Here is a 15,454-nt window from a genome sequence, read left to right on the forward strand (position 1 = left end):
CCTTTATTTTTTCAAAACACTGTTACTGAAATTTTATCATCTGAATTTTTATCGTCTGCTTTTACAGCAATACGATTTTCTTCTGATTCAGGTAACTGCTCTTCATAATTCTACTGCCCGACATCAAGTGTATCCACACGTTTTCCCTGGACAACATAACGGGTTGCCTCGTTTCCTGTACAGGTAGACAGAGTAATGATCTTGTCCTTTATGTTCATTCCTTCTGCATCTGTCTGAATCTCGGAATATCCTCTGATCTTCTCCAGATATTTTTCAAATTCCTCACCAGGTCCCTTAAACAGTGTATAGGTATCACTGTTCACACCTGTGGTGTACGCAGAGATAATCTCATACCTGTAGTTTTTCTCAGGTGTAAAGATCCAGAAATATTTGCTCTTCTTATAAGTCTCTTCATCCTGTGTAAACTTCTTAAGCTGAGCAAACATGGAACCATTTTTCATATTATGGCCATACACGATCGTATTACAGTCACTGAAATCCCCTTTGTTTTCATAATCCACAAAGATAGTACCTGCAAAATTGTAATTCTTCTCATAGGTTCTGTGAAGATAAGTTTCATTGTCTCTGCCATGCACAATGGGATAATTGATATCCGGCACTGCTTCCACATAAATCCATCCCACTACATCATCATTTACACTTTTAAGAGATGCAAAGTCAATATCCATAGGCGCTTTCAGTTCACTGCCTGCCTCCGGCCCTGCTGCTTCTCCATCCGGATCTCGTTCTGTTACTGCCATCTGTGTGATTGAATTGTACTCATCCGTACCTTTCTTATATTCTGTATAAATATGAAACAGATTATATCCTGCATAACAGAATATACAGATTGCTGCGATCAGAACAACCGTCAACACAACATCCCCTGCTGTCTTCTTTTTTTTAGGCTGTTTTTCTGACATTCTTCCTCCATTTCCGCAGCACATTGCTGCTATGTATCAGCTGCTGTCTGATTGACTTCTATATAATATACAGACATCCGTTTCCAACCGCTGTCTGTGACAGACTATTATACCCGGTCACATCATTCTTCCTGTAATCCATCATGCACTGCCTCCAGACACGCTTTTCGCAGTTCATTTTCTTCTTTATTATATAAAAGCATCTCGCTGTGTTCAAAATATGCCGGACAGCCATTTCCGGCAATAAACGAAGTCATTGACTTATCCGCTGTGATCCCTGTCACGAAAAGCAGCATTTCCTGATTTTCGCCAAAGCTCTCTTTAATAAATGAAAAGGCATTCTGCAGTTCTCCCTGGAGTTTCTGGATCATATCTTCTCTGCATACTGCTTCTTTTTCAAAACATTTACTGATCCGCTTAAATCCATTTTCAGCTGACCGCACATGTTCTTTCTTTGCTGTCAGAATATATTCCCTCAGCCTGCGGATTGCCGTCTCCTTATATTTCTGTTCTCTTACTGAGATCAGTTCCATCTTTACTTTGATCTGCAGACTGTTTTCCTGTTCCTGCACAAATTCTTCAAGCAATGAAATTCCCAGCTTCTCTTCCTCAGCATTCTTTCTCACCTGAGTTCTCAGATGCAGAAGCATCTCATAGAGTACCTCAAGCTGATGATCTGCCTGTCCGTATTCTTCCGCTTTTTCTCTCAATGCCCCCAGAATCAGATTTACAACTGCAAAACGCTCCTCAAAAGCTCCATCTGCAGCCATCTTCTCCTTCAGCGCCAGATTCTCCCGGCTCAGATTTCCGGACAGGATCGACGGGATTTCATAATCTTCCCCATACTTTGTATATAACTGATAAAAACCTGCAAAATCTCTGGCTGTTTCCTCTTTCTGGAGAAATTCCTCCACCAGTTCCTCACTGATCCCGATCCCCAGCTTTTCATAGCTTTGCAGAAGTCTTGAAAGATCCTCCCAGCCTCTGGCAGTCACAAAGAATTTACCGTCTACTGTATTCTCCACCGCATAGAAATTGTTTTTCTTCACAGACAGATAAGAAATGATCGCCTGGTGCACCTTCTGCTGTCCTGCATATTTCAGCCAGATATCGCAGTCAGGCTCAATTGTAAGCTTACGGACACGGTCGAGTGTGACAATATCAAATTCCCTGACAGATTTATTATACTCCGGTGGATTTCCCGCTGCTACCAGAATCCAGCCTTCCGGAATCTTATGACTTCCAAAGGTTTTATTCTGGAGAAGTGCCAGCATTGCCGGTGCCAGGGTTTCAGACACACAGTTGATCTCATCAATAAACAGGATTCCCTCTTTCCTGCCTGTATTCTCCATACAATCATAGACAGATGCCACGATCTCACTCATTGTGTAATCTGTCACCATCATTCCTTTTCCACCGTAATTCCGTTTAACGATCTCCGGAAGACCGATGGCACTCTGACGGGTGTGATGGGTAATGGTGTAGGCTACAAGTCCCACACCGCACTCTGCTGCCGCCTGTTCCATAATGGCAGTTTTGCCGATTCCCGGCGGACCGATCAGCAACAGCGGTCTCTGACGGATCAGAGGATAAGTATAATATCCATTCTCATCCTTCGCCAGATATGCGCGAAGTGTATTACAGATTTCTGTTTTTGCTTCCTGTATGTTCATTTTATTATCATACTCCTGCTAATTATTTAGTTACTGTTCACTCCGTTCCCAGCAACACGCTTCGCGATGCACAGAATTTATGCTAATCGCATAAATTCGCGCGGTATGTCTCGGGTTTTCTGTGACCTTCGCTCACAAAAAACACCTCGCGGGATATTACCAGTGAACAGTAACATTATTTACTCAAACTGACATCTGCTCCGCAGTTTGCCCCATTCCTGTGATCAGACATTTCGCCCATGGCGGCACCAGTTTCATCTTGTCCGTCCGTTTCAGAAATACAAATGCAGTCTCATAATCCGGCTTTTGTCCCGGATAAATCCCGTCACCATCTGTAAAATAGATCAGTGCTCTGAGATTCTTCAGTTCTTTTCTCTCTTTTTCCTGACGGATCAATTCAAATACAGGGCGGAAATCTGTACCTCCCCTGCCCTGGATCTTAACGTTCCGGATGTATTCCTTCCACTCTTCCTCAGAATGGATCACATCCACTTTCTGGATAAAACAGTCGCACTGGACGATATATACCTTCATCCTGCTGAAAAAATTCTCTTTTTCACTTAAAATCCCATAGGTTTCACCCAGAAATCTCTGTACAGTTTCTCCTGAACATGAACCGGATGTGTCAATGGCGATCACCAGTTCCTCCAGACGGTTTACTTCTTTATACTCCAACGGTTCTATCAATGGAATATTTCCATAATGTTCCATTCCAAAGCTGTAAAAAATATAATCAAAGCTCTCCGTATCCAGCTCCACTTCCTCCCGCAGTCTGCAGAACTGCTTCAGAAATTTCCGGTAATCATATTTACTGCGGTAGATCTCATCCAGTTCTTCCTGCTGATCGTTTGTCTGAGTCCCTGCCCTGCTTTGCATACCGGTCTTATTCTGTGAGGTATAAGCAAGGATATGTTCCCATTTTTCCTTTGTTCTCCTGCCTCCTGATGCCCGTCCGGCAGTTCTCTGCCAGAATATGTGATCATCAAAAGTATTTGTGTTCACCTGTGTATCATCTGATTTTCTTTTCTTCAAGCTGATTTTGCCTTCTCCGACAGCCTTGTCGATCAGCTGCTCTACAAAACAGTCGCATTCCCTGTCCCATTCACCGGAATCTCTGTCAGGTTCCATGAAAATATGAAGGTACAGACAGTGAAGCAGCATGTGCAGATATCCTCTTCTTACTGCTGCCGGATCTTCCAGATATTTTTTCATAAGAAATACCGGATTAAAATAAATCAGCTCCCCGTCTGTCCCAATTGTATCAATGCTGCTGTCTGCTTTGTATTCCAGACTTGTAAATGCCCCGTCCAGATAAGGAAAGTCCAGATATAATTGATTTCTGCAGTTTTGCAGGATTTTTTTTCCGGTAAGTTCCTGCTCTGTTGTTGTTTTACAGTGAAAAGTCTTTTTTTTGGTATCCATATTTTTTATCTTTCAGATGAAGCAGCCATACCAGAGAACGCAGCTTTGCTTTTTCCTGTGCACATCTTATAAAATTCTCCAGCTCATTTGCGGAAAACCATCCGCATTTCTCGATCTGCTCCATCCTTTCTGTATCCTCATTCTCTATCAGAAGCTCCATTACAGAACGTATTCTGAGCTTCAGGTATTTCTGTATCTCCTGATATTTATCGGACTCTCTGTCCGGATTTTCCTGAAAATAAATCTCCAGAGCCTGTTCAAGCTTTCTGTCCTGCATCAGATCATCTTCCTCTCCTGTGAAATTACCATAACCACAATATAACACAAAAAAGCTTCATTTTAAAGTCCTGTTCCTGCCCCTCTATTGACTTTCCTTTCTGTTATGTTACTATAAAATCATATATATTCTATCACAGATGAAAGGATTTTATCTTATGAATACTATCAAAAAATTCATCCACTACTATGGTCCGTATAAGACGGTCTTTTTTATTGATCTGATATGTGCTGCCGTGATCAGTCTGATAGATCTGGCATATCCTCAGATCCTGCGGACTATGACAAAAACACTGTTCACTCAGGATCAGTCAAGGATTCTTCATGCACTGCCTGTGATCGCAGGAGGACTCTTTCTTATGTATGTGATCCAATGTCTCTGCAAATATTATGTAACCTGCCAGGGACACATGATGGGAGCAAATATGGAACGGGATATGCGGCAGAAATTATTTGATCATTACCAGCAGCTTTCATTTTCCTATTACAGTCAGAATAATTCCGGTCAGATGATGAGCAAGCTGGTCAGTGATCTTTTTGATATTTCCGAGTTTGCACACCATGGTCCTGAAAACCTTTTTATCTCTCTGGTAAAGATCATCGGTGCTTTTGTCTTTCTTTTCTTTATCAATAAGAAACTGGCATTTCCACTGATCATCCTTGTTATTGTTATGTTTTGGTTTTCCTTTAAGCAGAATGCCCGAATGCAGGCAACTTTTATGGAAAACAGACGTAAGATCGGGGATGTCAATGCAAGTCTCCAGGACACACTTTCCGGTATCCGTGTGGTACAGTCCTTTGCAAATGAAGATATTGAACATAACAAATTCAAAAAAAGCAATGAAGCTTTTCTGCTTTCAAAGCGTGATAATTATCGCTGTATGGGAAGCTTTATGAGCTCTAATCTGTTCTTTCAGGGAATGATGTATCTGGTCACTCTGGTGTATGGCGGTTATCTTATTGCCAACGGAGAAATGCAGACTGCAGATCTTGCCATGTATGCACTTTATATCGGAATCTTTATCAGTCCGATCCAGATTCTGGTCGAGTTGGTAGAAATGATGCAAAAGGGTCTTTCAGGCTTCCGCCGTTTCCTTGATGTTATGGAAACAGAGTCAGAGATCACAGACGCTCCGGATGCCAGAGAACTTACTGATGTGAAGGGACATGTAAGCTATGAGCATGTATCTTTTCATTACAGTGACGATAATACCCCTGTTCTCAGTGATATCTCTATTGATATCCCTGCCGGAAAGTCTGTGGCACTTGTGGGTCCGTCAGGTGGCGGGAAAACTACTATCTGTTCTCTTCTGCCACGCTTTTATGATGTAACAGAGGGACGGATCACTGTTGATGGAAAAGATATCCGCAGTCTGACTCTGAAGAGTCTCAGAAATAATATCGGAACTGTACAGCAGGATGTCTATCTGTTTGACGGTACGATCCGGGATAATATTGCATATGGAAAACCGGGAGCTTCTGATGAAGAGATTATTGCAGCTGCAAAGCGGGCAAGCATTCATGATTTTATTATGGAACTTCCACAGCAGTATGATACCTATGTCGGAGAACGCGGAACAAGACTTTCGGGCGGTCAGAAACAGAGGATTTCCATTGCACGTGTGTTCCTGAAGAATCCGCCGATCCTGATCCTTGATGAAGCTACGAGCGCTCTGGATAATGAGAGTGAACGATGGATTCAGAGAAGTCTTGAAGAGCTTTCACAGAACCGTACTACTATTACCATTGCGCACAGACTTTCTACGATCAGGGATGCGGATGAGATTATTGTGATCACTGAGGATGGGATTGCTGAGAGGGGGACACATGAAGAGCTGTTGGATATGAATGGAGTGTATGCGGCTTATTATAATATGTGATTTTGTTTATAGTATCCGATAATAAACTGCGAAACAGTTATCTTTATATTTGCAATCTACTGATATATATTATAACAGCGCAGGAAAATTAATTGTCTGGCGTGCATTTGCAGGATACTTAGATATTCTTAGACGATAAAAATATGCGTTATGAGCCCACAGGGTCACTGTCTGAGCGACAGCGAGTTTGACCCTGCGGGCTCATGCTTTTAGCAGATTTTTATCGCCTTAGAATATCTTAGTGTCCGAAACCGCACGCCAGACAATTAATTTTCCTGCGCGTCCGTCAATCTATACTATTTTCGGTATACGAATGCCGGGAGGCCGTCTTCGCCACAGGGGATCTGTACTGTTCCCTGGATCAGAGGGCGGGCGTAGTTTATGAAGGCTTCAGTGACGTCAGATCCGTCTTCTGTGATCCACTCTGATGGAACTGTTTTTTCTTCGTTGCAGATGGCATTGACGTCTTCAAGACCACATTCCATGATATAGGTTCCGTCAGAGGTTTCTTTGCGGATAAATGAGATCATTTTTCCTGTTTCGCCGTTGAGGGCTGCCTGTACGCCGAATTCTCCGGCTTTGATGGCTTCCTGCTGGTCTGTGGCGGACATCATAGATGCAGAGCAACGCTGGCTGACGTTGAGTTCTACAGAACGGGCTTTTACACCGAGGCGGTTTCTGACAAGGTTTTCGAGATATTTACCACAGCCTGCCAGCATTTTGTGTCCAAAGGTATCAGTGCCTACGGAATTGTCGTATTCACAGATAAATGTGCCCTTGTCGTCATGGATTCCTTCTGATACGCAGACAATGACATTGCAGTTTTTCTCAAAGGAGTTCTCTACTGCTTTAAGAAATTCTTCCTGGTCAAAGGCTGTTTCCGGAAGGTAGATGAGAAGAGGGTTGTCTCCTGTATATTTGCGGGCAAGTGCAGATGCAGCAGTGAGCCATCCTGCGTGGCGGCCCATAATTTCTATAATCGTTACGGATTTCTTTTCATAAACATTTGCATCTATGGTAATCTCGCGGACTGTAGAAGCTACATATCTGGCTGCACTTCCAAATCCCGGAGTATGGTCTGTGTGGATCAGATCATTGTCGATTGTTTTTGGTTCTCCGAGGATACGGATATCACTGCCTGTCTGCGCAGCATAACGGGAAAGTTTGCTCACCGTATCCATGGAATCATTTCCACCGATATAGAAAAACCAGCCAATATTCATTTCTTCAAATTTTTTAAAAAGTCTTGGATAAACCGGATCTTCCAGTGATTCCGGCAATTTATAGCGGCAGGAACCAAGATAAGCACCTGGTGTGACTTTCAGACCGTCAAGTTTCTCTCCCGGAAGTGCTTCGGCAAAGTCAAGAACTGTTCCATTTAAAAATCCTTCAATTCCGTTTATCATTCCGTAAACATGCTCAATAGCTTCCGGATGACGCATTCCCTCGGATACAACTCCGTAAAGGCTGCTGTTAATTACTGCGGTAGGACCGCCGGACTGACCGACGATCAGATTCTTTCTGGACATAAGAAACCTCCTGTATCGTTTGATTTAATGTGATTGCTTTTCATTATATCATACAACTGCCTTCCATAGCAATTCAATAAAAAGGTGTGTTCCCACATCCCCCTGTGAAAGCACACCTTATATTTCCCATATTCAGTTTCTGTTTTTATTCCCCGAATTCCCTGTGGTCTTCTTCCAGTTTCTGTTCTATTTTAATCTTTTTTTTTGCCTCTTCTTTCTGCTCATCCCGTGTTTTCGGAAGGATCACATTAAGCATTACTGCAATAATAGTTGCAAGGACAACCGGTGATTTACCGAAAATTGTTGTTACCCATGTGGGAAAGCTTGCAAGTGCAGCTGTTGCCTGAGATACACCCATTCCCAGTGCAGCTGCAAGTCCTACGATAGATGAATTACGGTAATCCATCTCAGCAGAAGCAACCAGCTTCATACCTGTCATTGCGATCGATGCAAATACAGACACAGTTGCACCACCCAGTACACACTGAGGAATCGTTGTCAGGATAGCTGAGAATTTCGGAACCAGACCTGCTATACCGAGAATTGCAGCTGCAAGTCCCAGTACCCAACGGTTGATAACCTTTGTAGTTGTAACAATACCAACGTTCTGGCTGTATGTTGCTGTGGGAAGTCCGCCGAGCAATGCGCCTACAACGTTAGAAAGACCATAACCAACGATTCCACGCTGCAGTTCATCATCCTTAGGTGTTCTGTCCATAGCTCCGATCGTAGTCGCTGAATAATCACCGATTGCCTGAATAGAGTTGATAGCAAATAAAATTCCCAGTGCAACACAAGAAGACGGCTCAAACTGTACTCCAAAATGCATCAGAGATGGAAGCTGACAGACACCTGCTTCCCCTATGCTTGAGAAATCTACCATTCCAAACGGAATAGAAACCAGATATCCCACTATAATACCGATCAGAATAGATGCCAGTTTCCAGATTCCCTTTCCAAAATGATTCAGAGCTGTAACAACGATCAGCGTGAAAAATGCAATTGCCCAGTTCTGCCAGGATCCGTAATTCGGACTGCTGGTACCGCCTGCCATATAATTAATGGCAGTCGGATACAGGGAAAGACCGATGGTAAATACAACTGTTCCTGTTATTAGCGGCGGGAAAAATACCCGAATCTTCTTGACCAGCAAACCCATAACAACTGCTACGACACCACCAACAATCTCCGCACCCATGATTGCTGCTATTCCATACGATTCCGCTATCGCCTGCATACTTGGCACGTAAGCAAAGCTGACACCCATGATAATAGGCAGGCCTGAGCCAATTGCAAATTTCGCCTTTCCGCCAATCGGAAACAGCTGAAGCAAAGTTGACAATGCTGCAATGACCAGTGCCGACTGGATCAGGATAACCTGGTCTTCTCTGGAGAGTCCGCCTGGAACTGCTCCGGAAACGATGATCGCCGGTGTGACACAGCCAACGATCATAGCTACGACATGCTGCATGGCAAGGGGTAAAGCCTCACTCATGCGGGGGATTCCGTCAGTTTCAAAAATACTGCCTCTCTTCATAATTGCCTCCCAATTTCTTTTGTACGATTGTAACATTTTTTGTCCAAAAAAACAATTAGACAGCCTAATTATTTTTGGTCTAAAACTATACAATATTTACTCTTAAAATTTGGTTATTATTTTATCTTTTATATGTATTTTCCAGTATTTCATAAACCTTTCAGTTTATAATCTCAAATGTCCGATACAGATCCAGTCTTCCATATCCCCATCCCGGATTGGGGTATTCCATCTGTTCTTCTCTCACTGCCCCTTTCTGCAGATAAAACTTCACCGTATTTCCCGATGCATAAGGAATATTTCCTCTCACGATCGCCCATTCCTGCACCAATGCTGCTGCTCCTGCAACAACAGCCGAAGAAAGACTGCTCCCCGAAGCCTTTCCAAACGCCCCTCCCGGCAATGGAATGAGCAGATCTACTCCCGGTGCTGCCAGATCAGGTGTCACCTGGTTATTTGGAGTAAACCCTCGCCCAGCCTGAAAATACAGACTGTTATCCAGATACTGATAAGCTGTTGCCGTAATACCTCTGGTTGAATCCCCAGGTGCAGTAACAGTTATATAAGGTGTAGACTCCAGAAAATAAGTATCCGGCGAAATCAGCCCTTGCACCGGAAGCCACATGTGAAACCTGCTTCCCGATATTCCTTTTTTACTGACATTTACCTTCCAGATACCTGCTGCCGGATGAAAGAAGCGAAAATAAATCAGCTGTTTCCCGGTCATCCGCTCCATCTTTACGTAATTGACCAGCACTTTCGTCTCCACAAAAATGAAACTTAATTCCTGAGTACCTGCACCAAGAGAACTGCTCACATACAGCTTTTCTCCTGCCGGTGACTGTAACGATATCCCATAGTCATCCGGCGGATCTCCCCAAAATTCCATGGAAAATCCTTCTTCTTTATCCGCAATACGAAGTTCAACAGTATCCTGATTTTTCACATAGTCCAACTCTGCTGTATAATGATGCTGTGCTGCACCCTCATTTCCTGCTGCCACAGATACTGATACCTGAGAATCTTCATTAATATAATCTACATATCGACTCAGCTCACTGTCACCAACATGTGCGCTCTGATTGGTGCCAAGTCCCAGACAAACGGAAACCGGCATTCCCATCTCTTGTGCCATCTTCACTGCAAAAGAAATCCCCAGCATAATGTCGTCTTCCTGAAATACCGGTGCCTGTGGCGGATACTGGTAAAATTTTCTCAGATAGGATTTTGCTTTCTTTAATTTCACCACAATGATCGTTGCTTTCGGAGCTGCTCCTGAAAAATTTTCTGTGGGTACAAAATTGCCTGCTGCCAGCCCTGCCATAGCTGTACCATGTCCGTTCTCATCCAATGAGGGTACAATCTCCTGTGGATTCTCCGACAGCAATGCCTGATTAATTTCCTCTCCGGTAAAAACCTTTCCATAAGGAACCTGTTCATCCTCATTTCCCGGAATTGTCTGATCCCAGATATATGCAATACGGCTTACATCTCCGTTTCGAAAGATTGGATTCAGATAATCAATCCCGGAATCAATCACTGCGATCACTGTGCCCTCTCCCTGAAGTTTCAGATAGGGATGATTATGTAACCGCGTAATCCCGGATGAATTTAATGCATCCGCATCCATAAATGTATAACACTTCGGCAAAGATGCATACGTATAGGAATTAATTTCCAGCGAACCAATCTCATTCAGCGGAATATATAGAATTCCAAACAATTCATTCACAGGAAGAAATTTTCCACCCATATTCTGTCCATGTTTTACAATAAAATCCCCGTACTCTTCATCCTGTGCCGGCGGTATTGACGGCTCAGCATAAATGCCCGGGGGGTTTTCCTGCTGTATCTGCACTTCAAAATCGTCAGGTCCGAACATTACTGTCCTCCCTGGATTTTTTATACATGATATGCACAATATATGCTCTTTATGACAATTCTAACCTTTACTGTTCAGACTGATATTCGCTTCCTGCTTTTGTTTCTTCACAACAGTCAGTAATAATATAATTCCAGCCACAGTTGTAAAAATACTGATAAACTGCGAAGTCGACAATACTCCTACGCTTCCTCTTTCAATATCTCCTCTGAAAAATTCGATCACAAATCTTCCTATACTGTAGAAAATAAGATAGCAGGCAGCCACCTGTCCATCTGCTTTCTTATGCTTTGCCACATAAAGCAGCAGCAGAAAATGGGCAAAATCCAAAAAACCGGAATAAATCTGTGTCGGGATCAGAGCAACATTGTTGGGTGCAAAATCTGAATTTGTAAACGTAACCGCCAGAGGCCCTGAAGTTTCTTTCCCATAACAGCAGCCTGCCAGAAAGCATCCAATCCTGCCAAATCCCTGTGCCAGTGCAATGGATGGCATCATCAGATCAAAATACTCCAGAAATTTCAACTTCTTTATCCTGCAGTACAGCCAGCCCACCAGAATTCCTCCGATGATTCCTCCATATACCACAAATCCATCTGATCCTATGATCTGCCTTGGATTCTGCAGAAATTCCCTCCAGTTGGTGATCCAGAACAAAATCTTCGCAGATGTAAATCCACCAATGGCGCACCACACTACCAGATAAAAAATATGTTCACATGCAAGTTTCAGTTTACGCGCTCTCTGCTCAGCCACAAACCAGGCAGCCAATACTCCCATGGCAATCATAAATCCATAACCATATACCGTCAACGGTCCTATATGCAACAATTCATTATGCATGTCTCAAATCCTCTCAAATCTTAAAATACTTCCTGTCACTCTCTCATTTTATTTATTATTCACAGTCGGATTTCCCAAATAAACCTTCAAAAACCTCCAGCAATTTTTCATTTGCATAATCATTGGCTTCATTCTCATGTACCGCTTCCGCATCTGCTTCTCCGCAGATATCCACACCGGCAATCTTTCCACTGCTTTCTTTTGCACATTCCAATACAGTCTGTACACCGGACACCAAAGTTGTCAGCCTCATATCCCCCTGGCTCCATGTCGTCTGTGCATCCTCTGTACAAAGCACATCTTTATCAACAGATATATATAATGGAAGGAATTTTTCAGCATCTTCCTGTAAACCTTCCGATTTTCTCCAATTACATACTTCACTGACTGTTTCCCTGAGAAACCAGTTTCTCTCTTCATCATTCATCACCTGAAGTTTCTCTCTGGAGAGAAATATCACTCTGTCCTTCAGATTCTCATCTACCTGCTCATAGGCTGCTTCATCCGGTCCCACAAGGATCACATATTTCAGATTCTCCAGTTCCTCCAACGCTGCCGCGATCCATCCTCCACACGACAAAATCCCACCAAAAGCCGGAGGCTGCATATCTGTATGATTATCGTATACCAGCAGACAGAACGGTTGATCCATTCTTGTCAGCCAAAGTCTTGTCATATAGTGATAATTGCCGGAATCAATAAAATGGATTCCGGCAGTTGGATAATTTTCTGTTCGTTTATTAATCTCTGCGATTGCTTCCTCATCACAATAGCAGTTTGTCCCACAGACATCCTGAAGCTCAATCCAGGATACCTGTCTGTTTTTCCAGAATTCTTCTTCTCTGTAAATTCCGGAGAAATTCATCAGTACAATGGGATTCTGTTCCTGCATATTTCACTCAGTCCTTCCATTCTTCCAGCGGTTCATCATGATTTTTCAGCATTTCCCGGATTTCTCTGCCGGGACTTTCCACGCCTTCATCCGGAGTCTGCATCTCTGCATCCAGAATGGCGTCTGCATCTGCTGCATCTGCAGTCTTCCCGGTTTCTATTTCCATCTCCGCTTCCTGAACCTGAGAATCTGTATCTTGCTTCCATTCTGTTTCATCTTCATTTAAAGATTTATCCTGCACTTTTTCGTCCAGACCTGCATCTGCCGGGTCATCCCATGGTTTCTCTTTGCCATTCTCTTCCTGTTCTTTTTCAGCACAGAGTTTTTCGGATTTTTTCATTCCAAGACGAATCATGATCAAAAATACAATGTCTGCCACTCCATCAGCAGTCAGAATAATTCCGGAAAACAGGATCATCCGGGTTACACTCAAAAAAGAATAGAGCAACATGGAAACACCCAGCGCAATAAATACCAGACAGCCAATAAGAATAATCTTCCAGCGTCCTCTATGGGCTTTTTTCAGTCTGTAACTTCCCTTTATCTTCCAGATACTGTCAACCAGTACCAAGGCTCCCAGTAAATATGGCAGGATTTTGATCACGATCTGCGGTGTAAAGAAAAGAAAAATTCCAAGCACCATGACGATCACACCTGTAAACAGATCAAGAATCGTTGCCTTTTCCTTCTCAGCTGTATAAATAACAATATGATAAATACCGGAAGCGATCATTACCAGTCCGAATACAATCTTGCAGATAATGTTTACGGTCTGGTCCGGAACCAGGAGCAGACACAGACCAAATGCCAGATAAAAAACCGATGATAAAATCTCGCTTTTTAAAAAATCAGAAACTTTTTTCCCCATAACCTTTTCCTCCTGACTGTATGATAGCAAGTCCACACCCACTCTTATTGCTTTTCGCAATCTCCGCAGGGGACTTACTTGATTCGGTTAAAAATACTATTCCATTTCTTCTAAAATAGTATAACTTCTTTCTTTCTCTTCGTCCACAGGCAACTGCATGACTTTGTGTAAAATTTGTGAATTTTTCCTTGAAGTTTTTTTAGTGCGTATTATAATTATAGCGATACTCATAAATAATACATTTGAGAGTATTGCTATAAATAAAACTATGTCATAAAATGGATATTTTTCCATAGGAAGGATTTATTTTGAAAAAACAACCAAAGAATAAAGTTTTATTTCTTATCCCTGTCGGTGTTATACTCGCCGGTGCAGTGATTTTTTTATGCACCCGCGGAAATGAGAATGATTCTGTCTGTAAAGAAAATGTAGCCCGCCTTCAGGCTCTGGAAAATTCAGACATTTCACAGACAGAAGAACAGCTTCAGGCTCTGAAACAGACAACCGGCATTTCTTCCGGTTCTGATGCTTCAGACGGTTCCGGATCTACCCTGTTAAGTGATGTAGAAATCCGACAGGTTTTTGCCGGAAACGTCATCATCGGTGACTCTATCACAGAATCCATCGTAGAATACGGATATCTGGATACGGATGTGGTAGTCAGCAAACGAGGATTAAATGTAGGTGCAGCCGATGATCAGATCAGTACGGCAATTGCTCTGAATCCCTCTCATGTATTCATGGCATTTGGTTCCAACGACCTGGAAATATATGGTTCGGCTTCATCAGAATTTATTGATGCATACAGGACGCAGATAAAGAAAATCCAGACAGCCTTACCAGATGTCCCAATTTATATCAACTGCATTCTGCCGATTACTGATGAAGCGATCGCACAGACTCCTGATCTTGGATATTACCCTGATTATAATGAAGGACTTATCAAACTCTGTCAGGAAATGGGATGTACCTTTATTGACAATTCAACGATTGTAACAGACAGTTCAGAGAATCTGTATGAACCGGACGGTGAACATGTGATTCAGGACTACTATCCCAAATGGCTGACAAATATGGCACAGATTGCGGGGTTAAAGGCATGAAAAATTATTTACATATTTTTATCAAAGGTGCATTTGTTCTTTTCCTTATCGCGTATCTGACTGTCCTGTATACCTCCGACAGCGCAAAGAATGTACCCATGGAACAGATTGCACAGACTATGGAACAGGATTCTGATATCACTTCTTTGAATAAAGAAGCACGTTCTGATCTGAAACATTATTATCAGACAGATGACCGCAATATTGACGGTTATTTCTTCTACAAAGCCGCTTCACCCATGGCAGTAGAAGAAATCTGTATTATGAAAGCCACTGACAATACCCAGGCAAATACTTTGCTTGAAAATGCAAACGCCCATCTCTCCGGTCAGAAGCAGGTATTTGAGGGATATGGCACAGATCAGATGGCTCTTCTGAACAATGCAGTTGTTGGAAAAAAAGGAAACTATGTATATTATATGTGCGGCGCAGACGCACAGAACTGGCGCACTGCCTTTCTTTCCATGATATAAGCATTTTACTTTAATCCTCGTAACTGTTCCGCATTTTACGCTAATGGACTGCAGAACCATTACTATGGCAGTCCTCTTAATAATACTGTTAAGAGAAAATACAGTTAAGAGAATTACTATAATATTCATAATATCCAGATTGGAGAACTTTTA

13 protein-coding genes are annotated in these 15,454 nt (G+C 42.6%); 3 read left to right on the forward strand and 10 right to left on the reverse strand.

Going from position 1 to position 15,454, the window contains the following annotated elements; all coding sequences use genetic code 11:
- Nucleotides 1–110: 110 nt before the first annotated feature.
- The 4 genes from srtB to LJE11_RS02515 all read right to left on the reverse strand — a co-directional run bounded on the left by srtB (nt 111) and on the right by LJE11_RS02515 (nt 4,295).
- Entirely contained in the window at nt 111–923 is an 813-nt protein-coding gene (srtB, locus tag LJE11_RS02500; protein WP_062807057.1) for a class B sortase, read from the reverse strand.
- 122 nt (nt 924–1,045) lie between these two features.
- Entirely contained in the window at nt 1,046–2,596 is a 1,551-nt protein-coding gene (locus LJE11_RS02505; RefSeq protein WP_227295462.1) for an AAA family ATPase, read from the reverse strand.
- Between the two features lie 183 nt (nt 2,597–2,779).
- On the reverse strand, nt 2,780–4,018 hold the full coding sequence (locus LJE11_RS02510) for a vWA domain-containing protein (protein ID WP_062807058.1): 1,239 nt from the start codon (nt 4,016–4,018) through the stop codon (nt 2,780–2,782).
- Nucleotides 3,987–4,295, reverse strand: coding sequence for a hypothetical protein (locus tag LJE11_RS02515; protein WP_020993445.1), 309 nt, complete (start codon nt 4,293–4,295; stop codon nt 3,987–3,989). The genes LJE11_RS02510 and LJE11_RS02515 overlap by 32 nt, the downstream gene beginning before the upstream one ends.
- A gap of 157 nt (nt 4,296–4,452) precedes the next feature.
- On the opposite strand from LJE11_RS02515, the gene LJE11_RS02520 reads away from it, so the two are divergent.
- The gene (locus LJE11_RS02520) at nt 4,453–6,174 is read left to right on the forward strand and encodes an ABC transporter ATP-binding protein (RefSeq protein WP_227295464.1); all 1,722 of its coding nucleotides are present in this window, start codon (nt 4,453–4,455) and stop codon (nt 6,172–6,174) included.
- 296 nt (nt 6,175–6,470) lie between these two features.
- On the opposite strand, the gene LJE11_RS02525 is transcribed toward LJE11_RS02520, so the two are convergent.
- The 6 genes from LJE11_RS02525 to LJE11_RS02550 all read right to left on the reverse strand — a co-directional run bounded on the left by LJE11_RS02525 (nt 6,471) and on the right by LJE11_RS02550 (nt 13,725).
- Nucleotides 6,471–7,703: a 6-phosphofructokinase gene (locus LJE11_RS02525; RefSeq protein WP_055060235.1), complete on the reverse strand. Its 1,233-nt coding sequence runs from the start codon at nt 7,701–7,703 to the stop codon at nt 6,471–6,473.
- A gap of 145 nt (nt 7,704–7,848) precedes the next feature.
- Nucleotides 7,849–9,240, reverse strand: a complete 1,392-nt coding sequence (locus tag LJE11_RS02530; protein WP_022380549.1) for a uracil-xanthine permease family protein — start codon at nt 9,238–9,240, stop codon at nt 7,849–7,851.
- A gap of 160 nt (nt 9,241–9,400) precedes the next feature.
- On the reverse strand, nt 9,401–11,122 hold the full coding sequence (locus LJE11_RS02535) for a S8 family peptidase (protein WP_227295466.1): 1,722 nt from the start codon (nt 11,120–11,122) through the stop codon (nt 9,401–9,403).
- A 60-nt stretch (nt 11,123–11,182) separates the two neighbouring features.
- Nucleotides 11,183–11,965, reverse strand: coding sequence for a prolipoprotein diacylglyceryl transferase (locus tag LJE11_RS02540; protein ID WP_008707888.1), 783 nt, complete (start codon nt 11,963–11,965; stop codon nt 11,183–11,185).
- A 55-nt stretch (nt 11,966–12,020) separates the two neighbouring features.
- Nucleotides 12,021–12,857, reverse strand: coding sequence for a hypothetical protein (locus LJE11_RS02545; RefSeq protein ID WP_022380551.1), 837 nt, complete (start codon nt 12,855–12,857; stop codon nt 12,021–12,023).
- Between the two features lie 7 nt (nt 12,858–12,864).
- Nucleotides 12,865–13,725, reverse strand: coding sequence for an HdeD family acid-resistance protein (locus LJE11_RS02550; RefSeq protein ID WP_055054050.1), 861 nt, complete (start codon nt 13,723–13,725; stop codon nt 12,865–12,867).
- Nucleotides 13,726–14,033: 308 nt separating this feature from the next.
- On the opposite strand from LJE11_RS02550, the gene LJE11_RS02555 reads away from it, so the two are divergent.
- Nucleotides 14,034–14,828 carry a GDSL-type esterase/lipase family protein gene (locus LJE11_RS02555; RefSeq protein ID WP_008707883.1) on the forward strand — a complete coding sequence of 265 codons (795 nt, stop codon included), beginning with the start codon at nt 14,034–14,036 and terminating at the stop codon, nt 14,826–14,828.
- A complete protein-coding gene (locus LJE11_RS02560) occupies nt 14,825–15,301 on the forward strand; it encodes a DUF4358 domain-containing protein (protein WP_025579382.1) in 477 nt (158 codons plus the stop codon). The genes LJE11_RS02555 and LJE11_RS02560 overlap by 4 nt, the downstream gene beginning before the upstream one ends.
- The last annotated feature ends 153 nt before the right edge of the window (nt 15,302–15,454 follow it).

Origin of the sequence: Blautia sp. DFI.1.216, from assembly GCF_020594215.1 — a bacterium.
GTDB lineage: Bacteria > Bacillota > Clostridia > Lachnospirales > Lachnospiraceae > Blautia_A > Blautia_A wexlerae.